General features: G+C 39.6%; 22 protein-coding genes. 5 read left to right on the forward strand and 17 right to left on the reverse strand.

Annotation, left to right across the window (positions count from 1 at the left end; all coding sequences use genetic code 11):
• Window positions 1–169: 169 nt before the first annotated feature.
• Window positions 170–1,636, forward strand: coding sequence for an MDR family MFS transporter (locus QT327_RS13945; protein ID WP_289553108.1), 1,467 nt, complete (start codon window positions 170–172; stop codon window positions 1,634–1,636).
• 128 nt (window positions 1,637–1,764) lie between these two features.
• A complete protein-coding gene (locus tag QT327_RS13950; RefSeq protein ID WP_130855980.1) occupies window positions 1,765–2,766 on the forward strand; it encodes a fatty acid desaturase in 1,002 nt (333 codons plus the stop codon).
• 86 nt (window positions 2,767–2,852) lie between these two features.
• On the opposite strand, the gene QT327_RS13955 is transcribed toward QT327_RS13950, so the two are convergent.
• From QT327_RS13955 to QT327_RS13995, 9 genes are all read right to left on the reverse strand, one after another.
• On the reverse strand, window positions 2,853–3,413 hold the full coding sequence (locus QT327_RS13955) for a biliverdin-producing heme oxygenase (RefSeq protein WP_289553109.1): 561 nt from the start codon (window positions 3,411–3,413) through the stop codon (window positions 2,853–2,855).
• Window positions 3,414–3,591: 178 nt separating this feature from the next.
• Window positions 3,592–3,819 carry a hypothetical protein gene (locus QT327_RS13960; protein WP_130855978.1) on the reverse strand — a complete coding sequence of 76 codons (228 nt, stop codon included), beginning with the start codon at window positions 3,817–3,819 and terminating at the stop codon, window positions 3,592–3,594.
• 478 nt (window positions 3,820–4,297) lie between these two features.
• On the reverse strand, window positions 4,298–5,593 hold the full coding sequence (locus QT327_RS13965) for a S41 family peptidase (RefSeq protein WP_289553111.1): 1,296 nt from the start codon (window positions 5,591–5,593) through the stop codon (window positions 4,298–4,300).
• 49 nt (window positions 5,594–5,642) lie between these two features.
• Window positions 5,643–6,629 carry an SGBP N-terminal domain-containing protein gene (locus QT327_RS13970; protein ID WP_289553112.1) on the reverse strand — a complete coding sequence of 329 codons (987 nt, stop codon included), beginning with the start codon at window positions 6,627–6,629 and terminating at the stop codon, window positions 5,643–5,645.
• Window positions 6,630–6,803: 174 nt separating this feature from the next.
• The gene (locus QT327_RS13975; RefSeq protein ID WP_013666949.1) at window positions 6,804–7,400 is read right to left on the reverse strand and encodes a hypothetical protein; all 597 of its coding nucleotides are present in this window, start codon (window positions 7,398–7,400) and stop codon (window positions 6,804–6,806) included.
• Window positions 7,401–7,457: 57 nt separating this feature from the next.
• Window positions 7,458–8,423, reverse strand: a complete 966-nt coding sequence (locus QT327_RS13980; protein WP_289553113.1) for an SGBP N-terminal domain-containing protein — start codon at window positions 8,421–8,423, stop codon at window positions 7,458–7,460.
• Window positions 8,424–8,437: 14 nt separating this feature from the next.
• Window positions 8,438–9,241 (reverse strand): HmuY family protein, encoded by an 804-nt coding sequence (locus tag QT327_RS13985; RefSeq protein ID WP_149105706.1) that lies wholly within the window; start codon window positions 9,239–9,241, stop codon window positions 8,438–8,440.
• A gap of 23 nt (window positions 9,242–9,264) precedes the next feature.
• Window positions 9,265–10,023: an HmuY family protein gene (locus QT327_RS13990; protein WP_130855974.1), complete on the reverse strand. Its 759-nt coding sequence runs from the start codon at window positions 10,021–10,023 to the stop codon at window positions 9,265–9,267.
• 99 nt (window positions 10,024–10,122) lie between these two features.
• Window positions 10,123–12,474, reverse strand: coding sequence for a TonB-dependent receptor (locus QT327_RS13995; protein ID WP_289553114.1), 2,352 nt, complete (start codon window positions 12,472–12,474; stop codon window positions 10,123–10,125).
• A 208-nt stretch (window positions 12,475–12,682) separates the two neighbouring features.
• Here QT327_RS13995 and QT327_RS14000 point away from each other — a divergent pair, with 208 nt between their 5' ends.
• The 3 genes from QT327_RS14000 (at window position 12,683) to QT327_RS14010 (ending at window position 15,416) form a co-directional block, all read left to right on the forward strand.
• Complete coding sequence (locus tag QT327_RS14000) at window positions 12,683–13,519, forward strand: heme/hemin ABC transporter substrate-binding protein (RefSeq protein ID WP_013666954.1); 837 nt, start codon at window positions 12,683–12,685, stop codon at window positions 13,517–13,519.
• A 103-nt stretch (window positions 13,520–13,622) separates the two neighbouring features.
• A complete protein-coding gene (locus tag QT327_RS14005; protein ID WP_289553115.1) occupies window positions 13,623–14,558 on the forward strand; it encodes a FecCD family ABC transporter permease in 936 nt (311 codons plus the stop codon).
• 9 nt (window positions 14,559–14,567) lie between these two features.
• Complete coding sequence (locus tag QT327_RS14010) at window positions 14,568–15,416, forward strand: heme ABC transporter ATP-binding protein (RefSeq protein WP_455566123.1); 849 nt, start codon at window positions 14,568–14,570, stop codon at window positions 15,414–15,416.
• On the opposite strand, the gene QT327_RS14015 is transcribed toward QT327_RS14010, so the two are convergent.
• From QT327_RS14015 to QT327_RS14050, 8 genes are all read right to left on the reverse strand, one after another.
• Complete coding sequence (locus QT327_RS14015; protein ID WP_289553117.1) at window positions 15,409–16,380, reverse strand: helix-turn-helix transcriptional regulator; 972 nt, start codon at window positions 16,378–16,380, stop codon at window positions 15,409–15,411. The genes QT327_RS14010 and QT327_RS14015 overlap by 8 nt on opposite strands.
• A gap of 152 nt (window positions 16,381–16,532) precedes the next feature.
• Window positions 16,533–17,039 (reverse strand): hypothetical protein, encoded by a 507-nt coding sequence (locus QT327_RS14020; protein WP_289553118.1) that lies wholly within the window; start codon window positions 17,037–17,039, stop codon window positions 16,533–16,535.
• A gap of 121 nt (window positions 17,040–17,160) precedes the next feature.
• Window positions 17,161–17,700 carry an SAM-dependent methyltransferase gene (locus QT327_RS14025; protein WP_289553119.1) on the reverse strand — a complete coding sequence of 180 codons (540 nt, stop codon included), beginning with the start codon at window positions 17,698–17,700 and terminating at the stop codon, window positions 17,161–17,163.
• Window positions 17,701–17,775: 75 nt separating this feature from the next.
• Window positions 17,776–19,116, reverse strand: a complete 1,341-nt coding sequence (locus QT327_RS14030; protein WP_130855967.1) for an APC family permease — start codon at window positions 19,114–19,116, stop codon at window positions 17,776–17,778.
• Window positions 19,117–19,207: 91 nt separating this feature from the next.
• Complete coding sequence (locus QT327_RS14035) at window positions 19,208–19,663, reverse strand: hypothetical protein (RefSeq protein ID WP_157622258.1); 456 nt, start codon at window positions 19,661–19,663, stop codon at window positions 19,208–19,210.
• Between the two features lie 74 nt (window positions 19,664–19,737).
• On the reverse strand, window positions 19,738–21,036 hold the full coding sequence (locus QT327_RS14040) for a condensation domain-containing protein (protein ID WP_130855965.1): 1,299 nt from the start codon (window positions 21,034–21,036) through the stop codon (window positions 19,738–19,740).
• A complete protein-coding gene (locus QT327_RS14045; RefSeq protein ID WP_289553121.1) occupies window positions 21,020–22,102 on the reverse strand; it encodes a hypothetical protein in 1,083 nt (360 codons plus the stop codon). Before QT327_RS14045 ends, QT327_RS14040 begins: the two co-directional genes overlap by 17 nt.
• The gene (locus QT327_RS14050; RefSeq protein ID WP_289553122.1) at window positions 22,099–22,350 is read right to left on the reverse strand and encodes a hypothetical protein; all 252 of its coding nucleotides are present in this window, start codon (window positions 22,348–22,350) and stop codon (window positions 22,099–22,101) included. The genes QT327_RS14045 and QT327_RS14050 overlap by 4 nt, the downstream gene beginning before the upstream one ends.
• Window positions 22,351–22,352 lie beyond the last annotated feature (2 nt).

Raw genomic sequence — 22,352 nt, forward strand, 5'->3', positions numbered from 1 at the left:
TAAATTAGTTCAGTTAAGCAACTATGTTTTTAACAGTTAAAGGGGTAAGATGTTTATTATCGGGTGAAGTTCTCGAGAATAAAGCGCCGATTAATCTCAATATAAACCGGCATGAGATATGAAGTTGATCAACTAGAGTTTATATACGATTTGAGTATCTTTGCAAAACATGTTAATAAACAGGTCCTTTGTACTCGCTACATTAATGATGGCTACGTCCATGGCCGCAATTGATAGTAGCATTGTAAACGTTTCTTTGCCGGTAATGCGAAATGATTTCGGGGTTGATCTTAACCAAATTGAATGGGTAATCACCGCCTATATGATTTCGTTCTCGCTTTTTATACCCTTGACGAACTGGCTAAAGAAACGCTTTGGTTATTATTATTTGTTTCTTGGAAGTATTGTCATTTTTACCCTGGGTTCCTTATTGTGTAGTCTCTCGGTAAGTTTGGACATGCTAGTTATTTCCAGGATAATACAGGCTATAGGCGGCGGATCGCTATCCCCCACTTCGCTGGCAATTTTAAGCGAGACCTTTCCGAAAGAAGAACGCGGTACTGCAATTGGTTGGTGGGGAATGGGAAATGTGATGGGCCCCGCCTTGGGCCCAACACTTGGTGGAGTACTCACGCACTACTTGGGCTGGGAATCTATTTTTTATATTAACCTACCGATCGGGGCTTTAACGATCTTTTTTTCAATACGTTACTTAAGCTTTTTAAAGCGGCAAGTTGATAAGGAAAGTAGGTTTGATGTAAGGGGATTTATATTCTTTTCAATCTTTATTATCATTTTACAATACACGATATCGACGATCAGTAAGCAAGGCTTTTTATCTGTTTCATTTTTCGTTGGCCTCCTGATTACACTTTTGATGCTGTACTTCTTTGTACAGTCAGCAAAGAAGCCCCAATCACTGCTCGACCTGAATGTTTTTAGAATAAGGCAATTTAATGTTGCTGCTACGATAACGATTATTCGATCTTTGGCTCTTTATGGCGGCATGTTCTTTTTACCTTTTTTGCTTCAGGGACTGTTAGGTTATACCGAAATTGAATCCGGGTTGTTAATGCTGCCAAACGCATTAATTATGCTGGTGAGCAGGCCGTTATCGGGTAGATTAGCCGATAAAGGAATGATCCGAAATATATCAATTAGCGGTATTTTAATTGTATCTATTTCTTTCTTTATGCTGGCTAGAATTGATATCGGTGTTTCCGTATGGTTTATTTTGTTTACGATGGCGATAAGAGGACTCGGCATGAGCCTACTGGTAGCACCGGTTTCTACAGCACTTCTCAATGCTGTTAAACCAAATCAGACGCAAACTGCAACGGCGCTGAACAGTTTGTTCCTACAGGTAGGAGGCTCCATTGGAATAGCCGTAAGTGCAGTTATACATACATTTATATATGATCGTTATTTGGAAAACCAATACCCGGATCAAGTAGCGGAACATTTCGCCTTGCAAAATAGTTTTCTAATAACGGCCGTTATTATCCTGCTAGCTGTTTTGCCTGCGCTAAAACTGCCGCAAAAATCGAGTCTTATCTATATGCTTCGCAATAGAAATAGGGATAAAAAAGGAGATATAAGTGCTGAGGAAAAGGCTAATTTATTGAATAAGAAATAATTGTGTGTCGATTAATCGTTTTGATTTCAAAAAGAGAAATAGTTTCGTGAATTTTTACAAAAAAATTGCATTTCTAATACTTTTGCAATATCTTACACGTTATTAAGAACAAACCCTAATGTGTATAAATGAGTAAGAAAAAGAGCTTTAGCTGGTCGGAAAATTGTGAACCGCATAAACTTAGAACCAAAGAAATCATATCCAGTCATCCCGAAATTCGACATTTAATAGGTAGAAATCCGTATACCTTTTTAGTGATAGTCCTATGTGTAGGTATACAAATAGCCATGTCATGGATTTTGTATGATGAATCGTGGTGGTTTATCTTCCCATGTGCTTATTTAATTGGAGCTTTTGCATGTCATACTTTATTTATTTGTATTCATGAATGTTCACACAATTTGATCTTCAAAAATAGAGTGCTTAACACACTTTCAGGCATTTTTGCAAATTTACCCCTCGTATTCCCAAGTTCAGTATCCTTTCAGAAGTATCACTTGAAACACCATGCTTTTCAGGGCATCGAGGAATTGGATGCTGATATGCCCAGTGAATGGGAGGCAAAGCTGGTTAACAACTCTACGCTGGGAAAAGCACTATGGTTACTTTTATATCCTATTGTTCAAGCATCGCGCTTGGGACGGATGAGCAAAGAGATTAAGATGTTTGATAAATGGGTAGCGTTGAATTATCTCGTACAGTTCATCTTTATGGGTTTGATTTTTTATTTCTGGCAGTGGAAAGCAGTGGTTTATTTAGTCGCCAGCTTTTTTTTCTCGGTAGGGTTGCATCCACTTGGTGCTCGGTGGATTCAAGAGCATTTTTTAACCCATGATGAAGATCAGGAAACAAAAAGCTACTATGGGGTATTAAATGTTGTCAATTTAAATGTCGGCTATCATAATGAACACCATGACTTCCCATCAATTCCATGGAACAATTTGCCAAAAATTAAGAAAATTGCAGGTCCTTACTATGACTCCTTGGGCCATCACAGATCTTATACGCGTTTATTATTAAGGTTTATTTTTGATAGAAAATTGTCACTTTATTCGAGAATGGCACGTGATAACAGAGGGAAAACAAAGGCTACCCCAAGCAATAGCAAATCAGTTGTCAACGTAGAATAATCGGATTATAACGGTTACCTTAAGTAATAAACAGAAAGGCCGAAATAATTTCGGCCTTTCTGTTAGGTTTTAAAATCATTTACGCGTTAAGCCACTTCTTCGCGTTCAAATGTTCTTCCAAATAGCGAAAAAGTGTTGTTGGCGGCTTTAATGGCTAGGTTCTCCTCTCCTTCATTTTTAGCGTGCGCATTTAAAACAGTTACAAATATGCTCCATTTCTGTGGGGTTTCTGCTCCATAGCCTGAAAAGAAGGACAATCCCCTTGTTATGCCAAGCTTTTCAAGCATTTTAACAATGATACTTCCTCCCATAATTGAACCTTCTAACACATATAACGCACCTAAGGCTTCTTGAACCGTTGTTATAGTTGGAGCTTCTACTTCAGGTAGCTGATCTGTGCTTTCGCCTAAAGCTTCTATATCGGCTTTTATGTAGCCGGAATTTCTTCTTTCTTTATAATCCGGTAAAACAGCGTCTGTAATATAGGGCTTGATAGCCTCTTCTACCGCATTAAAATAGGCGTAGAAAAATTTTAGAAATTCAGCATAATCCTTATCACCGTTGATTGCTTTTAATTTTCTCACTACTACGCCTTCCAATTGTTGATGAGGTGCTTTTGTAGCTTCTTTTATTTTAGTACTTAACATATTTTGTTATTCGTTATTTGTTGTTAATATGACCGATAACCGATATCTAATTAAACGATCGACTGAAACAAAGATTGTAAAATTTGAAAATAAAGTCTGTATGCAATCCGCTTAATTTTGTATCAATTTCGTCGACGGTTGACCTACGGCTGCAAGTGAAAGAGGACGTTTTTCTTACCTAATTTATAACTATCTTAAGTAAGACGGAAGTAAACTCCGGTAAGTTTTTAATATCTTTAGGTAACATTAAATTAAATATGGCCAACTTTGCAATAACTTTTTGTGCGTTCGTTATAAACGCAAGCACTTTTACTGTAAACAGTACTGCTATTATTGCAGAAGTATTTGCATTTGTTGCAGCTTTACCTAAAGTTGTCATAAACTCACATAATTTTGTTGCAACCATTCGTAAGTTTCTTATAGCTGTAACCATGTTCATAGGAGCTCCATGGAACACTATAATAAAGTTGCGAACCTTTGCTATAAAAACAACTAAGTCTTTTGTAGCTTAACGAAAGTTAATTGCAAAAGCGAAGGTTTTTCTAACAAACGCAGCTACTTTTGTTGCAAATTAGATCGACTTTGTTGGAAAGCAATCGACTATTGCTGTAAACTTACACACCTTTATCTTAACTGTCGTTGTGTTTGCTTCAAGCTTGGGTAAATAAATCAGTTTAGCGACGGGCACCGCCTTAACCTAACCACGTTTACTTGTTTTCAAAGGAGTTCATGAGTTCATCGTTTCGCTCTTCGGTTTTGCGCATGTTTGGATTAAACCAAAGCGATAACAGCGAAATCGTTGAGTCAATATCACTTCAATTCCCCTTGCTTTTACCAGCCCATCTGTAAAGGCCTTATTAGCATGATGGCAACTGGCGCAATGTTTATTTCAGCTTGAATTGCTTTTTATATATAGGTATATAATTTCCCGATAGGCTCGTTTGAATTGTAGACGAATTTTCTTTGTTCATATCCTCGTGACCACTGCTTGTAAAAGATTTTCGATTTGAAAAGCTGCTCGAGTTGAAGCTACCTCCTATTACGGAAAGAGCGGTATGCAATCCTGGTTCATCTAGATTACCCAAGGAAGTATCGGTAGAAAAAGTTATTGTCACATCTGGTTGCATCCCTTCAAAATAATCATACCAACCCACGGCATTTTGCAAAATAAAACTGCTGAGATAAATGGTATAAGAACCAATATGAACACCAAAAAAGCCTACCGGTTTACCATATGTTTTTTGGCCAATAAGCTTAACATCAAAGTAAGGTTTTAAACTACTGATCAATAATTCACTGGCTGAGGCGGTATTACCGGAAATGATAAAATAAACATTGTTAATCGTTTCGAGATTGCCGGCTTTTTGAAACAGAATGGTATTGAAGCTTTTGCTATAGTTCACATCCGCCATGGTAGCTAAACGCCCTTTATAGCGCACTGCGTTACCATTGGCATCTCTATATAATTGATTTTTAAGGATGGTGGCCTTTCCATTTTGCATCAGGTCATTAAATTTCTCACTGTACATGACCTTTCCGGTTAAATTGGAAGGCACGATTAAATTAGCCAGGTATTCGGCAGTCTCAACATAACCACCCCCATTTGATCGAAGATCAATAATAAGGCCGGTAATCCCTATTTTAGCGAAGGAAGCGAAAATAGCATTCAATTGCTCTTTAATGGCAGTAAGAGCGGGAAAAGAGGCCAGGGAAAGATAGCCGATTTTTTTATTATCAGTTTCAACAACCTTATATAGAGGCATGAACTCCGAACCGGTGTTCGCTATAGTGGCCATTGTTGAGATGCCATTGTTTGGAGTTCCCTGTTCCAGGTATGAATATTTAGGACTGCCTGCATATACAGGCAACTCATAAGAATTGCCTGTTTGAGGGTTGACGTTCATCTGTGAAATATCGTATAACTCCGATTTATAAGCCCTTAATTCAGGACTGACAGCCTCGTAACGATTTCGAGGATCAAATTCAGTATAGCTGGGCAAAGTTTCACGCCATAAATACACTTGTTTTGCGTAAAGGAAAATAGAATCCAATGTAAACTCCACCGGTGTACCGGTTGTTGGCGAAACTACTTCGTCTGTTAATCCTAAATCCTCCTTTTTACAGGAAAAAAGAATTGTTACTAAAAACGGATAGCATAATATCTTGCTAATTAGACGCATGAATTGTTTCTTTTCTCTTTAGTAGCCATTCAATGATATTCATATACTATTACTCTGTCACCGTAAGAGTATTGTTTAAAGAAAGCGTATTAATCGTGTCCGAGAAATAAGGAGTGGACGCATAAATAAATCGCACCGAATGATAGGTGTTTAGTGGGAAATCAACCGGAATTCTTAACGTAATTTCATCGGATGAGACGTTTACTATTTCTACCGGTATATAAGTTCTGGAATTTTGATTATTCAAGAGCAGTTGGGTTACTTTATCTAGGTTTTTCCCCGCCAGCTTGTATTCTTCTCCTCTTTTCAATGTAATGGCTTCGTTTAAGGGTATGTTACTTGGCCGCGGATCTTCAATTACTTCAAAATCTCTTTCTACAGTAATGGTATACGGAGCACTTTCTAATCGAATAGACGTATAGGTGCCGACAGTCATTTCATCTGGAATAGCCCAAATATTTAGCGATGTACTATTGGAAATAGGTACTTCCACTTCTCGCCCATCTGCTGTGAGAAAAAAGACTTTCAGTTGCCCTTCCGTTGTATTGAAATAATCTCCGGCGAAACTAAGCTGATCACCAACTAATATGAAATTTTTATCGTTGTAACTTGTTATGCCACTGAAGTCCGTCACATAAGGTTTCGGTACATTAATGATTCGTTTTAGTTTATATACCTTGGCTGTTCCGTCTTCGGCAGTAACCGTAAAACTTGTACCGTCTATAAAAGCTATCGGCGTATTGGAGGCAGGTTGTACATTAGCTCGCTCCGATACTATCACCGTAGGCGTCACGGTTTCGGGAACAGCTTGCTCGGGTGGCCAATAAATAATGATTTCGTTATTGTCAACAGCTGCTTTTAGCACAGCGCCGTTGGCATCGATGATACTGAAATTGATAATCTCCGCATAGGGATAATCTATGTATTCCTTTTTGCACGAAGAAAATGCAATACATATTAAGCTAACAAGACACCAAGGCTTTACGAAATTTTTAAAAGGGTACATTTCTTTTTTACAGCTATATAATGGTTTCATGTAAATAATTGTAAGTCAATTTTTTTTTCATTCTATTCCTTATCTTTGCCTCAATAAATACCATGAACAATCCGGGCATTTATTAAAACTTGCAGGCTTAGCCTGCTAAATACTGCTGAAATAGGGTTTGCACGCGAATGTATGACCCTGTTTCAGTATTTTAAGAAGGGTGTTTTATTTCAATCTTTTAGTGGAGAAATCAACGTCCGTGTGGTAAGGGCCGGTTCCGGTACCTACAATGGAAGTTAACTGCACAACGAAGACCTCAGTTGCGGTGCTCAAATTGGTGTTATTAGCCACTACAGCATAACGATTAGCTACCGGTGTTATAGTCCTGGTGCTTGAGTTATAGTTATACCAGCCGATTACCGCGCCGTTGCTTCCTAATGTGGTAACGCTCCAATTGGTTGTACTTAAATTAGCCAATGTTATTGCCGATACGTTGCTTACACTAGGGAGATCTATGTAACCTAAATTATAGCCATTTGCCTCGGTGATATTGCCGTTAAAATTCTGGTTAAATACGACCTCGTTTCCACTGGTGCTAACGGCATTATCGAAAAGGCTATATCCTACATTTCCCCAGCCTGATGCCGAAGGCGTGGTAGCCGTGTTCGTAAAGCCACCCGTTGCAGTTCCTCCAACAGGAATAACCGCCGTTTCTTGTTCTAATGCCAAATTCGGCTCAGCTGTTTCTGATTTATTACAAGCAGTAAATGTTAAAGCTAAAAAGGCGAATGCTGCCATTGATTTTAAGATATTTTGTTTCATTTTTTCTTTTTTAATTAAACTTATATATAACTAATAGGCAATGCCCGGATTGTTTTCTTATTCACTGACAACGGTTATGGGCCAATTCGTGCTGAATGGACTAAAAGTTCCGAAAAATGCTGTCGGATAGTATTGTCCAGGAGGTACACTGTTGGGTACGCGAATCACGGCTTCGGTACGCGTATAGCTTTCGATTGGTAGTAATACCTTTTTGCCATTTACGATAATGCTAAATTCCCGAAAATCGTGGAAGACATTGGAAGTCGTTTTTATGGTGAAATTATCCCCACCCCTTACAGTAATGGTATGATGATCTATAACGGGTTGCTGGTACGTCAACCGTACGGGATACTGGCTTTCCGCTGATAAGGCCTGCACCTTAACCTTAACCTTATATAAACCCGTATCTAATGTTTGCGGTATTTGTAAGTTACCGAATGTATAAAGCTTTTCGTTGCCAATTATTGAGACCGTTACGTTGGCAGGACCGATGCCGGTATTGGCAGAAAGTGCGGTTTCTTGTCCTGCTTCGTTCACTAGGTACGCTGAAATCTTGGCTGGATCATTGGTGTTAAAATTGCCACGAAGTACAATGTTAGAAGCTCCTACGCCCCATGCTGTAATAGTCGTTTCACTCGAAAGTTCTTGAATAACTAAGGGAGCAATTTGTTGTAACACAATGATAAGTTTATACGTAGCCGTGCTCTGATCAGCCCCTTTTACGGTATAAGTGATAGAACTGTCCAATACAGCAACAGGCTTTACTTCCTCTTGCAAGCGGGCACCATCGGCTACGGTTATTTCGGGATCGATAACATCTAATTGATAATAAAATGGTAAGTAAACAGTAATCGTTTTATCGCTCTCATCAATTGCTCCTAAAATAGTACCATCTGCTACAGGTACTTTATAGGCTACAATTTTACTGTTGGAAAGTGGAGGAAGATCCGCTGTTTTTGTACAGGCACTGAGGCTTAGAAAAACGATAATAATGAAAAATAGGTTTGCTGACTTTCGTTTCATTTCAAATATATAGATTAGGATTTAATTTCAAAGGTGGTGCTGCCTTTGGGGACAAGAACATACTCAAAGGTGAAAAACATATGGGGAGTGTTTCTAAACCATTTATCAGACGTGAAAGCATCCTGATAACAGCTGATCATTCTGATTTTGGCATAATTACCCTTTGCTGTGCGAATTACGATGGTTCTGGCTTTTACGACTGTTCCATTCGTTAACGTTAAAGGATTACTAAGTGCGTAGGCCACGTGTTGTTTGTCGTAACTTCCATCTCCTACTATTGTTCCACTGAAATCATATAAATACCAGCCTATCCCCTCGCCAAAGTCCCCGGCAATATCGGTGCCCACGATTCCGCTTCCGGTTTTAAATAGATTGTCTGCCGGAATGGTTGTTACTTCGTCAAAGGCTTGTTCAAGTACCAGAATCCCTCCTTGACCGGCACCACCATATCCATTACTAGTGCTGTTTTGACCATTATTAGCACCTAAGAAGCTGTTATACAGGTGGGTGAATGAAACATCCCAACGCTGTGTTTTTGCATAGGTCAGCTGCACTTCTTTCTTATCCTCCAAAGAGAAAAGTACGGCTGTTTTTGCCGAGGTGGGGTTCTCATCGTCTGTTTCCATCGCTAGGTTTTCCACTCGTTGCAAAGTATAAAATGGGACTGTTTCACCAGGCTCCTCTTCTTTCGGTTCTTCCACGGGGCTTGTATTGTCCTTCGAGCAAGATGTGTTTACTAAAGCGATCGTAAATAGAAGACAAAAAATCATGTAGACTATCTGTGATTTACGGTTTAAAGAATATGGTACTTGTATCATACTTTTCTATGTTTTGAAAGTGACTAATTAGTTGTAAGATTTTTACTCCCATCCTCTTGAACAAAATAGCGGAAGGTATAATAAGGTGCCGGCCAGTTCAGATCAGTTACTGATGGCGGATTACCTTTGTATACATTAATAAGCTCAAGCTTGGCGTATTTACCACTGGCAAGACGAATGACATATACCCTGTTCTTAATGGGTACTACCAAATGCGTGTTAAGGCTATAATTGAACCAACCATTCGAATTTTCTCCTGATGCCCAACCGATTTTACCGACCTTACTTTGATTAAATACCTCATCGGATGGGGCTTCGGTTACGGAAGCATAAGGTCGGTCGTACTTTACAACAGCGGTCTGTGTTGCCGGACCTTCAAATCCCGGATTAAATTCGTCACCGGCATTATTGACATAAATCTCGCTATTGTAAGGCCCTGTGAAGGCCAGATCCCATTCGGCTGTTTTAAAATAGCGGGCCGAGTCGGCCGCATCACGTATCCAAATTTGTCTCCTATCCCTTAGACGATAAAGAAAAGTATAAAACGGTCGTTTTTCTTTACCATCCACACCATTCGACATGGATGCATCTGTATCTCCTGCCAGGTCATATATGATTGTACTTTTCCCATCTTCGTAACCTGGAGTTACTGCTTCATCTGTTTTACTGCAGCCACTTATTAACGATAGGCCGATAGCAACACTTAAAAATAATCTTCTATCGGCATCGAATAGCCAGTTTAGGTATCGGAACCACCGGCATCTTGATTTTATTGTTTTCATGTTGTTATTAGTTATTAGTATTCGTTTTAGCCTTTAGTTATTGGCTGTTTGTTATTGGTTAATGATTATCCATATTCATCATTCCTCGTTCATAGTTTATCATCCCTCTTTAAAAAATCGATAAGTTACTCCCGCTAACACGACACGGCCTAATTGTCCGGGCATCAGATAATCGGTGTAATTAGCGATGTTTTCGGCTGTGACTTGCAGAGTCAGGTGTTTTTTAAATATCTTTTTCTCAATTGATGCATTGAAGAGCAAAAAACCATTAACAAAAATGTCAAATCGATCGATGTAGTAATTTCCGTTAGCATCTTCAAAAGGATATTTACCTCGATAGTTCAACCTAAAAGTAAGTCCAAGGTCCCAAGGCTGATAGTTATAAAAGACACGGAGATTGGCCATATGTCGTGAGCGATTTTCCAATCCCCAGTAGTCCGAAGTCTCCGAGCGAAAAGTTTCTCCGGTTGTAGGATTGCGAAGAGTGTAATATGGCCAATTTCCCGTTAAAATGCTATCCTTCACGCTTAGGTCTTTGGAAACCAGGTATTGGTAACCTATTGAAAGATCCAAATCCGGTAAAGGTCTATAAGAAAATGAAGCCTCGAAGCCTTTATTGTTAACCTTTGGAAGATTTAAATAGGAATAGATCATTTGTCCATCGCCTGCCGTGGCTACCTGAAAACTGTTGATTTGGTTCTTTATGTGATGGTAAAAACCACTCAGCTCTACCTGCCACGTACTTGAAGGAGCAATTGTCGCAGTCAGGTTGAAAGTATTGCTTTGTTCAGCCTGTAGGCCATCTTGTTGTAATTTATTGAACGTATAATTTCGCAGTTCACTCAGCTGCCCAGCCTCTTGCATGGCCGTTAATTGTGTTCTGGCAATGTCTGCTCCCAATACCGTGTAGCCAACGAGCGGATTAGTGAAAATTTGAAAACGTTGACGAAAATCGGGTGTTTTAAAGCCGGTACCAAAGGCCGCTTTGAGTGTTACAAAGTGAGCAGGAGTATAAGTAATCCCCAGATTAGGATTGAAGCGACCACCATAGTATGCATGATAGTCATAACGACCACCCCCTAAGATTTGTAGATGATTCGTTAACCGCCATTCCGCCTGACCATATACAAACCCATTTTTCATAGAAGGAACATCACCAAGTAATTGATCTTCCATCGTTTCCAGTGTACCGCCAAAGCCACTGGTTAATGATAAATCGGTAATTCTATTATAAGCGAATTGCTGTTCTAAGCGGAAGATGGATTGTGAAAAATTGCTCTGCTCACCCAGTGCGCCGGTATCCCATATGATTTTCGAATGCCAGGTATAATGCGTGAAATAAAAACGGCTGAGGGATTGCAAGCCATTTTGGTAAGAAGTATTTAAATAGGTTGAGGCGTTGATATCGCCCTCATTCATATCATCTTTATAGGTATCACTTCCATATCCACGTGTCATCACCGATTCCCGCAATCCATAACGCCCGCTTGCACCAATGCTCGTGTTCTTACTTAAACGATAACGCACTCGGCCTTGTAAGGTATAATTGTCTGACGGCGGCACGGTAGTACCCCTAGTTTGATACCGACTGTTTACATTGAATCCATCGCTGTGATAGAAATTGGCGGATAAGCTGGCTTCCCCTCGATTGGATGCAAAAGGTGTTTCGCCTTCTAAGGTGGCATCTAGCATATTAAGCGATCCATAACGTAAGGATGCCGCTCCTTGCGTTTGTAGGGCGCCATGGCGAGTCACAATATTGATGGCACCTCCCATTGCCTCACTTCCGAAAAGACAGGATGCGGCTCCTTTGATGATTTCAACACGTTCAATGTTCATTACGCTGATCCGCGACAAATCAAAACTTCCTCCATTACGGCCAACCATAGGCTGTCCATCTATTAAAATCATGACATATTCTGAAGAAAAACCTTGTAACTGAACGCCTACCGAACGGTTTCCCCTGGCAATGTTATTGACGATGGCAATGCCCGTTTGTTCCTTTAATATTTCATCCAATCGTCGACTTCCCATCAATTCAATTTGTCTACGTGTTATAACGGTTACCGGCATGGCCGAATTAATCGTCGAGATAAGGTTATCCTCTTGAATATGCTTATCGGTAACGGCTACTTCATTTAAAGCATGTTCGTCTTTTATTAGTATTATTCTTATATGTGTAGTCTCATTCTCTTTGATGTCTATAGATTGCGTATAGCTTTTATAGCCTATACGGGTAATTGCTAAGGTGTAGGTTCCAGTATATAAATCATTGATTTTAAAGGAACCATCACTCTCTATCGCTATTAAATGATTATCGGGGTTTAAAGTTAAAGTAGCAGCAATAGTTTGTCCCTCTTCGTTAGAAACCGAACCAATTAGCCCCCCTTTGACTTGGCCATATACAACTGAAGGAAACAAGCAAAACATAAACATGTAGAATCTGAGCATTTTTGCCTCAATATTATTTTTAATCATTCTAAATAATGATACAAATGTTGAGATAATCCATTAAAAAGGTTGTATGAGAAACGCCTTATTTTGTATGAATTCCGCCATAAACGGAAGAATGCATTGAATATGAAGCTTTCGTATTTTGTAATTGTTCTAAATAACATTTGTTTTGCGTTGTAATTTTTGCGTGTATTCAATAACATATATGAAAAGAGAATTATTTCTTACTTTTTTAATGGGTTGCATTATTTCTTCCTGTTATGCAATTCCAAACAGGATTATAACACTTAGTGGTGCGCTGACGGAGACTGTAGATGCCTTAGGGCTTGGCGCCAAGCTTGTCGCGACGGATGTGACGAGTATTTATCCAGCTTATGTCAAACAGTTGCCACGGGTCAGTCGGAATCGATCGGTTTCTACGGAGGGTTTATTGTCTTTTGCGCCCGACTTAATACTAGCGCCAAAAGGTCATGTTAGCAAAGAAATACAGCATCAACTGAAAGCCACCGGCATACGTTTAGTTATTTTTGATCAACAGTACAGTTCTCGGGGAGCTATCGAATTTATCCAATCCGTCGCAGACGCACTTGGTATACCTGAAAAGGGAAAGATACTTGCCCAAAAAACTGAAAGGCGACTTCAAGCTGCAATAGCGGCAGTCAAAGCGTCTAAACAAGTGAAAAAGAAAGTGTTATTTATATATGCACGAGGTACGGGTACAATGAGCGTGGCAGGTAAAGGCAGTAGTATTGATGCAATTATCAGATTAGCAGGTGCAGAAAATGCCATTCAAGAATTTTCAGATTTTAAACCTTATACCACAGAAGCTATGGTAAGGGCTAATCCCGATATCATACTGATGTTTGACTTCGGTTTGAGTAGCCTCGGCGGAAAGGCTTCCGTTTTAAAGATGCCAGGCATCAAATTAACCAAGGCCGGTAAGAACGAGCGCATTATTGATATGGATGGTCAACTTCTTACAAACTTTACGGTTCGTTTACCTGATGCGATTTTAGCACTACATAAGGAATTGGTAAAGTGAACATGAGAAAGTCAGTTATATATGCTTTACTGATCAGCGGTCTAGTGTTGATTGTTTTTTTTCGTTAACACTTGGAGCTTTTCAGATTTCCATGCGTGAAGTGATGACAATTTTGGCTAAGCTGTTAGGTTTTTTCAAAGGACAAGTGGATGCGACCAGTGAAGGCGTTATTTATATTGTCCGACTTCCGCGTTTACTATTGGGACTACTTGTAGGAGCTGCACTTGGTATATCCGGTGCTGCCATTCAGGGGATATTCCGTAATCCACTTGCAGAACCTGGCTTGATAGGCATCTCCGCGGGTGCTTCTCTTATGGCGGTTATTGTCATCACATTGGAATTAAGTTTACTTGCGGGATTAAGTAGTCTGTTTGGATATTATTTATTATCATTCGGAGCCTTTATCGGAGCTGGTGTCGTCGCTTTCATGGTATATAATATAGCACGGACCAACGGTCGTGCCAATGTAGCCACCATGTTACTTGCCGGCATCGCGATTAATGCCTTTGCTACGGCGTTGACTGGGCTAATGACCTATTTGGCGAACGAACAACAATTACGTACCATTACATTTTGGATGCTGGGTAGTTTGGGTGGAGCCACTTGGCAGACAGTGGGGAGTGCTGCTCCTTTCATTCTAATTCCTTTAATTATCTTACCGTTTTTAGGAAAATCATTGAATGCCTTTTCTTTGGGCGAGACACAGGCTAGCATTTTGGGATTAAACCCTAACCGGGTGAAGATGCAAGTGGTGGTGTTGGCCACGATGGCTGTTGGCGCTTCGGTAGCTGTATCCGGAATTATCAGTTTTGTTGGCTTACTCGTGCCGCATATTATTCGTTTAGTGGGGGGAGTTGATCATAAGTTTGTATTACCTGCATCTGCAATATTTGGCGCACTTACTTTGGCCGTAGCGGATGTACTGGCGCGCATTTTAGCGGCTCCGATTGAATTGCCGATTGGCGTAATTACCGCCCTTTTGGGTTCACCTGTTTTCTTGTTTATACTTATTAAAGAGAAGAAAAAACTCTTTAGCTAACATAAATTCATTATGCTTACAGCCACTGCCTTGAACTATAAGGTTGGAAAACATTATTTGCTGCGTGACATCAGCTTTCAGATCCGACCAGGAGAATTACTGGCCGTTCTTGGTGCGAATGGCGCCGGAAAATCGACCTTAATAAATATCCTGAGTGGAGAAAAAAAGCCAACATCAGGTAAGGTCTTACTTTTTGATAAGGAATTGTCATCCTATTTACCGCAAGAACTGGCCAAGAAAAGGACAATTCTCCAGCAACACAATAGTGTACATTTAAACTTCTCAGTTAATGAAGTTCTTCTTATGGGAAGGTATCCACATTTTAGGTTTCGCCCGGATATAAAAGATCTCATTGCTGTGGAGGAAGCGATGGAGGTATGTGGTATCAGCCATCTTGTAGATCGGTCTTATCTATCGCTTTCGGGTGGCGAGCAGCAACGCGTCCAATATGCCCGAGTGCTGTGTCAAATTTGGGATCAACCCGAAAGCCTTTTATTGATGGATGAGCCTGTTGCTGCTTTAGACCCTCAATACCAGCAACAGACAATGGCAATTGCCAGAGCATTTAGCCAACGGGGTTATATGGTTATTGCTGTATTGCATGAAATCAATTTGGCAGCACAATACGCTGATCGTATCCTCATGCTAAAGGGTGGCAGAAAATGGCTGGATGGTACGCCGGTTGAGGTTTTGACACCTAGCCATATTTACACTATTTTTAGCACAGAAGTTGATGTGATGGTTAATAAAAGAACCTTGCAGCCAATAGTTATTCCAAAACAAATAAATCTTGATATTAACCGTTTCAACTCGCTATTTTATCCAGTTGCGATTGATCATACGGAGGTTACTACCTAATATCACTCGGTGCGATCCCAAAATATTTTTTAAAGGCGGCACTGAAATTCTGTTGATGGTTATATCCGGTTGCATTGGCTACTTCGGCTATACTTTTGCCTTCATCCAGTAAAAATGACCGGGCTTTTTCCATCCGAACCCTCGTTAAGTAATCATATATGGTAATTGAAAAATAATCTTTAAATGACTGGCGCAGTTTGGATTCACTCATGCCAATCTCTTCAGCTAAGGTCTTTTGCGTTGGAGCTTGTGCGTAGCGTTCGTCTAGAATAGCCCTCGCTTTAAGCAATTTAACAACGTCGTCACTAGCTAATGGTTCTCTTTCTTCTATAAAGCTGTCATTTAGCTGCTCTAGTTGATATACAAGCAGCTCAGATATTTTGGACTCCGTATGGATGCGGCGTAATTCACCGGTACGTTTATTGTCTTTCAGTTCGGATATAACTTTGAGCATTTCATGCGTAACAAACATGTCGTCGTGAGCAAAAGATGTGTATTGCCCCTTATTGATCTTTTGTACAAAATCTTCATGTAAAACGGATTCAGGTGCAATCAGCCTGAAATAAAAATCTTTTGATAAAACAACCAGGAAGTAATCGTATTCAGTACCCGATTGTAGCTCGTAATCTTCTACGAAGGAAGGTATGTAGCGTACATTATGCCGCCCCCTGCCATGAAAAGATGTCTTGATTTTTCTGTTATCCTGATGCCGATAGAATACAAATTGGCTTGTAACGGTTTCGCCTTGAACTTCTGTATGTATGCGAACCGGCCCTTTGAAACTCATTTCGGAATAAAGAATGAATAGACCGCCGGTAGAAAGCTGATAGTTGGCCATATGAATAGGATGGCGTTCTATGACGGTCTTTTTTTCGTTCAGGGGGCTATTTGGAAGACAGGTGTCGGGTATGTCTTCTATAAATAACCAATCCTGTAAGCCTTCAATTCTACTTTTTACAATCATGATTTGGCTATTATTTTCACAAATATAAGCTATTACTTTAATTTATACTTATTCTAAATAATATATTTCATGATTGGTCTTGCCACTAATAAATGCTCTTTGTCGGTTACGACGAGGCTATAGGTCTTGTTTATAAACTGTTTAAAAGGCTATTATTGGTTTTCATTAACTTTTTTCCACCAATGTTGCAGTCTTTTATCCTCAAGATCTTCTTTTTCAGATAAATCGATGCTTTTATTTACCATGTATAGGTTGTTTTCCTGTAGCGTATCGGGTTCCGGAAAAGGAGAACTATAATTTTTGCTTATTTTTATTTTTCCGGTTAGTGACTCAACAGATTGTCCCTGATCATGATCATAAGCAGCTATTCTAAAGGTTGACGGCGCCATTACCTCCAATTTCATTAAGCTTGTATAGATATAAACGGGATACTTTTCTCGATCGATCTGAAAGAACATATCCCCATTTGCTCTCCAGCATTGTACGTTGTCTATAAGGGTATCCTTTAATGTACTCTCTTTATCAATAATATAGAGTATATCGGTGCCGTTTAATTTTTTAATTTGAGCGGGTAATGAGATATCGCCATTTAAACTCGAAATTTTCTCCTGATTGTCATTGGTTGACTGAGTGCATCCATGGGTCAAAATGACTAACAAAAGCAAAAAAATAGAGAAACTCGCATACTTAATTTGGTTGAATAGTATGCAAAATAGGCAATCAAAATTTGATTGTCAATTTATTTATATTCTTCCTTACAAAAAACTTAAAAGTGTAAAACTATTTGACATCAGGAACTGTCCACAAATAAATAGTTGAGTTACCCACTACCATTTGTTTATCGGGCTTCCAGTCACCCATATCGAAAGCATGTGAAACAACGCGTGTTCCAGGTTTTAACTGGAGTAATTTTGGACGCAACTTTATATTAACAGAAGGCAATAGATAAAGCGAAACCACCGAAGCCTTACTGAAATCGGCTTTGAACAGATCTTGTTGTAAAAAGGCAACCTTATTCTCCACAGCTGCTTTTTGTGCATTTTCGCGTGCTTCTTGAATACGTTCCGGATCTATATCAATTCCCACAGCTTTGGCGCCGAATTTCTTTGCGGCTGTTACTACTATACGACCGTCCCCACAACCCAAATCATATAACATATCGTTTGGCCCTACATTGGCCAAGGTCAACATCGCTTCCACCACCTCCTGTTTAGTAGGTACGTAGGGAACATCCTTGTCGATCATTTGCTGGGCTTGCATGGTAATTGGAACCATGAATGCCAGCATCAACATACCGTAAAGAACTGTAATTGCCTTCATCTTATTGAATTTTAGTTAACAACTTGATTTTCTTAACGTTTTGAAAAAACAATAGTTTTTATTTTTTCAAAATTGTTACCTTCGAAAAAGACTGAAAACGATAAATCCAATAAATAATACGAATACGCCGAACATAGCCCCCACACCGGTATAGGCTAAGCTGCTATAAAGGAGCAGGGAGCTACTTATACAGAAGATGGCGGGGAGCACCGGATAAAGTGGAACTTTGAATGGGCGTGTTATTTGAGGGTCTTTTTTTCTTAGAATAAATACTGCCACGCCGACTAACAAAAAGAAGAACCAAAAGACGGGTGCCGTGTAGTCAACTATCGTTTCAAAACCTTTCCGAGTCATTAATCCTAACAACACTAAAATAGTAGCGATTATTCCTTGTATTATTAAGGCTTTAACAGGGGTAGACGTTCGATGATTCCACTGGCTCAAACTCTTAAAAAAGGGAAAATCCTGACCGAGTGCATAATTTGAACGAGCTCCTGTAATGATGGTAGCGTTTGCAGAAGTCAATGCGGAGATGGCAACAAGCAGGCCTATAAATTTTGCTGCATTTTCTCCCCATGTAAACCGCATTAAATCGGCTGCGACCGCATCGGAAGAAGCCATTCGTTCGTGTCCTAAGACATAAATAAAGGTGTAATTGACAAGAAGGTAGACAATTGTAATGATCAAAATACTCCAAACCAACGCTTTAGCCATGCCTTTAGCCCCCGTTTTCAATTCAGCCGAAATATAGGCGGCTTCATTCCATCCACCAAAGGTTAATAGTACGAACACCATTGCCATCCCTAAAGAAGAAGAGGTAGATATATCGGATTTAATCGGCAGAGACGACGCTTCTATTGTAGGGGTAACGAACAAACCGACAATGATAATCAATACAATGCCGCCTACTTCCAACAGCGTAAAAAGCTTTTGTGCGATAGCACCAAAAGTGAGCCCCAGTATATTTAGAATGGTTAGTGTTATAACGATCGCAAGGGCATACATTCCTTCAGAATAGGGGCCGATTGTGTAAAATTGCGTTGCATAGTCACCGAAAATAAAAGCAAGTAACGCAATGGATCCTGTTTGAATGACTACCATTCTTGTCCATGCAAATAAAAAGGCAAGAGGTTTTCCGTATGCACGGTATAAAAAATGATAATCGCCCCCTGTATGCGGATAGGTAGCACACAATTCTGCATAGCTCAATGCTCCTATAAGGGAAACCGCTCCTCCTACTAACCAGGTAAGAAGAAATAAGGTGTCATTGCTTGTATTGAGTGCCACCAACGAAGGTGTTTTAAATACGCCGGCTCCGATCACAATTCCCACGATGAGCGCGACCGCGTCTACCGTGCCGAGCGTTTTCCGGGGCTTGTCATTTAAGCTGGCATTTTCTATTGATTTCCAGGGCACGTATTAGACAAATTAAAGAGTATAAACCATATAAGCCTCTGCTTTAATACAAACTTTGCTTGCCAATTGTTTTTAGAAGTAAAGAAAGCCTCTATTGACCTTTTATTTCCGTACCGGATTTTTGTATTAGCGAATTCAGTTTATGGGTACTCCAAAAAGTGTAGTAAACGGCTATCAGACAAGCAAAAACTGCATTAAAACAAGCCAGTAGCGCACCGTCAAAGGTATACTTTGGAGGGACGATATAGTGGATAAACAGTAATCCAATAAAGGTAATTGCTAATGACGTTAAACCATTGTAAAGTCCTAATCGTAAAAACAAAGAGGTGTTTAAGCTATCTAATTTTCCTTCCAGGCCCAAGGGAGTAGCTACTATAAATTCAGTCGCCTTTTTCAGAAAATCAACGGTAATCGCCAACGGAATAAATAAAGCCATGGGTAATATAAATCGAGCGAAGCAGAACTCTCCTTTAAAAAGTGCAACAGAAGCAGGATTCTCAAAACTATAATAAGGAATGAAACCGTTGAATACTAAATTAGGTAACATATACCAAATAAGCTTTTTGCGAATGAATATTCGGATTGCTTTATATTCACTTATTTTTTTTGCTGGATGCGTCGTCATGAATTAACCGTATTAATTGGTGTAGGGATCGTCTCTTCTTCTATTAGACTGCTGAGTTTTTGTATTGCCCGTTCTAAAAATTGATTCGCATCCTTTTGGGGTAACACTGCGTCATTTGAAGTAAATGTTATATCTAAAACGTTGTTATATGTGCTCATTACCATCGTGTTCGGGTTTTTCCATGGGAATGCTACAGTCGGACTGTAGATTTGTTCAACCGTGAACTTGTCAAAATGTGAGGGGATCGCTAGATTGCCCATGTTAGAGAAGGTAAAATCATGTGAGCCTTCGTTTACTCGTAAATGATTTAATAGTTTGAGAACGATGGATTGAAAATGTGCATTTATGTAGGCAACTTCATTAGCATTGATTTTGGTTAAACCGACTTGTAACTGTTGCTTTAGATCTTTAGCATGCTCCCAAACGGATGTATTTTTGCTACTTTTAAGGTCAACAATTGGCGCAAAAGCAAAAAGCTGGTCCTCTTTTAAACTAGTTATATATTTTCTGATGTCTACAGGGCATATTAATTTCCCTTTTGGTTTGGGAAAAGCGTGCGCTCCAACATCAAAAAATACCGCCGACATTAATGTATATAAAGAAACCTGGTTCTTTTTACAACAAGTAAGGAGCTTTCGGGTATCAACTGATGAAAAGCGGTGGCGCACCATATAGGTGTTATTCAAGTCAATTGTTTTGCTCTTATCCAGCTGCTTTGGTAAAAATAGATGGGCAGCGCACTTTCCTATCAAAGCTTTCAAATTTAGTTGGACTCTTCTGATAGTGGATAATTTATGCGACACCAAATCATTTCCAACCAAGGCTTGTGATTCACCGATATCCTTGCTAACGTCATCCAGCAAAAGAAGGAACTCTCGTAAAACGGCCGTAATGCTAACACCATCCGCTATGCAGTGTGGACAAATAAGTATAAAATCCGACGTCGGATTGCCGCGTATCCATATTAATTTAGCAAGTGGGCCTTGACTTACATTGAAATAGTCTTGCCAGCTTTTCTTAATTAAATTTAACCATTGAGTTTCATTGAACCGATCATATATCGTGATCGGAATAACCGGTGCATTTTCCGGTAAAATAAACGATGGATACCCATTTACCTGTTTAATGACGGCACGTAAAAGTGGATGCTTTTGTTGAAGTTTATTGAGTGCCGCTTGGATTTGGTCCTGATTGAACAAACCGTTTAAGCTAAATGGAAAAATGCAATTGATGGCTTCTGTTTCGGCCACATACATGATCCGCTCTCCAACAGATAATCTACGTTGTGTTATCATGGTTTTTCTTTGCTGAGGTTATTAATAAAATCATCTCATTTCGTACAAATTCAATAATGCTTTTTGCTTTTTCTTGAGGTAAAAAGCCTTCATTTGATACGAAGGAAAAGTCCAATTCATCATTAAAGGTTGAGCAGATAATGGTAGAAGGATTAGCAAAAGGACCAATTACCATAGGGCTAAACACTGTTTCCAACGAGAAATTTTGATATTCATTTTGTAATGGTATTCTTCCAATATTTGAAAACATAAGGTCATTTCCAACCTTTCCGTAAGTCAGCATTTTTATCATGCGGGGCAGAGCGCTATGTAATTTTTCGAAGGTCATTAGAAACTCGTAAGGTTTTAATGCCTTTATTTGTTTATCCACCACGGTCTGAAGTATTTGTGCTTCAGGCCAGAATGATTTATGGTTCGCCTTTTTATTGGTTAATGTCAGTACCATCCCGAAAGAGAAGAGCTGATTTTCTCTTATTTGTTTAGCAAACTTCCTGATATCTACGGGACAGGAAATTTTGTTTTTTGACTCTGGTCCAGCCACTTTTTCATAAGCTTTAAGCAGGAGCAAGCCAATTGCAGTATTTACCGTAACGCCGTGTTTTTTACATATGGAAACCCAGATTGAGGTGCTTTCACGATCTAATTTTGAATGGAGCAAATAATCCCGGCTTCTGGTTAAGGTGCCACTGTTCTTGGTAGAAGTAAAGATAGCCGATATAGATAAAGCGGTTTTCAGAAGGCCGGACAAACAGGAGGTTTTTACTTGATTGATCTTACTTTTACGAACTTCTATAGGGATGATATCATCGATTCGCAGCAATCGGTTTTGCTTGTCAATATTTGATTCTTTGCCATCGAGAAAAGTCAGCAATTCACGTATTAAAAGTACGCCTCCTCCGCCATCGCATATGCAATGATGGAAAGACAGAATAAGATCTGAAGTTACATGGTTCGACAAACAGCTAACATGAAACATAGGCCCTTTCACGACGTCAAATTTAAGTCTAAGTCCCGCCAACGCTTCCTCCTGCCATTGATTGGCATGTTGCCACTCTTTTACAGTCAATGGAATAGGACTAATGGTGTCAGGGATGAAAAATAGGGTTTTGGTGATGTAATCTCTGCGATTGCCATTTGAAGCTGAAGGTATTTAGCTTGCAATTTGGCTAAGGCTGCGGCCAAAGATTCATGTTCTATTTTACCTTTCAACCTAATAGCGAATACGCCATTAAATGGTTCAGTTCCATCTCCAACCAGCGTTCGTTCTAAAAAAAGAAGCGGTCGTTCTTTCCTATATACGTTAATATCCGGCATGG

Origin of the sequence: Olivibacter sp. 47 (genome assembly GCF_030372825.1) — a bacterium.
GTDB classification, from domain to species: Bacteria; Bacteroidota; Bacteroidia; order Sphingobacteriales; family Sphingobacteriaceae; genus Olivibacter; species Olivibacter oleidegradans.

Coding starts and splice junctions, on each gene's coding strand:
- QT327_RS13945 (WP_289553108.1), top strand. CDS start 170: ATGTTAATAAACAGGTCCTTTGTACTCGCTACATTAATGATGGCTACG.
- QT327_RS13950 (WP_130855980.1), top strand. CDS start 1,765: ATGAGTAAGAAAAAGAGCTTTAGCTGGTCGGAAAATTGTGAACCGCAT.
- QT327_RS13955 (WP_289553109.1), bottom strand. CDS start 3,413: ATGTTAAGTACTAAAATAAAAGAAGCTACAAAAGCACCTCATCAACAA.
- QT327_RS13960 (WP_130855978.1), bottom strand. CDS start 3,819: ATGGTTGCAACAAAATTATGTGAGTTTATGACAACTTTAGGTAAAGCT.
- QT327_RS13965 (WP_289553111.1), bottom strand. CDS start 5,593: ATGCGTCTAATTAGCAAGATATTATGCTATCCGTTTTTAGTAACAATT.
- QT327_RS13970 (WP_289553112.1), bottom strand. CDS start 6,629: ATGAAACCATTATATAGCTGTAAAAAAGAAATGTACCCTTTTAAAAAT.
- QT327_RS13975 (WP_013666949.1), bottom strand. CDS start 7,400: ATGAAACAAAATATCTTAAAATCAATGGCAGCATTCGCCTTTTTAGCT.
- QT327_RS13980 (WP_289553113.1), bottom strand. CDS start 8,423: ATGAAACGAAAGTCAGCAAACCTATTTTTCATTATTATCGTTTTTCTA.
- QT327_RS13985 (WP_149105706.1), bottom strand. CDS start 9,241: ATGATACAAGTACCATATTCTTTAAACCGTAAATCACAGATAGTCTAC.
- QT327_RS13990 (WP_130855974.1), bottom strand. CDS start 10,023: ATGAAAACAATAAAATCAAGATGCCGGTGGTTCCGATACCTAAACTGG.
- QT327_RS13995 (WP_289553114.1), bottom strand. CDS start 12,474: ATGCTCAGATTCTACATGTTTATGTTTTGCTTGTTTCCTTCAGTTGTA.
- QT327_RS14000 (WP_013666954.1), top strand. CDS start 12,683: ATGAAAAGAGAATTATTTCTTACTTTTTTAATGGGTTGCATTATTTCT.
- QT327_RS14005 (WP_289553115.1), top strand. CDS start 13,623: ATGACAATTTTGGCTAAGCTGTTAGGTTTTTTCAAAGGACAAGTGGAT.
- QT327_RS14015 (WP_289553117.1), bottom strand. CDS start 16,380: ATGATTGTAAAAAGTAGAATTGAAGGCTTACAGGATTGGTTATTTATA.
- QT327_RS14025 (WP_289553119.1), bottom strand. CDS start 17,700: ATGAAGGCAATTACAGTTCTTTACGGTATGTTGATGCTGGCATTCATG.
- QT327_RS14035 (WP_157622258.1), bottom strand. CDS start 19,663: ATGTTACCTAATTTAGTATTCAACGGTTTCATTCCTTATTATAGTTTT.
- QT327_RS14040 (WP_130855965.1), bottom strand. CDS start 21,036: ATGATAACACAACGTAGATTATCTGTTGGAGAGCGGATCATGTATGTG.
- QT327_RS14050 (WP_289553122.1), bottom strand. CDS start 22,350: ATGCCGGATATTAACGTATATAGGAAAGAACGACCGCTTCTTTTTTTA.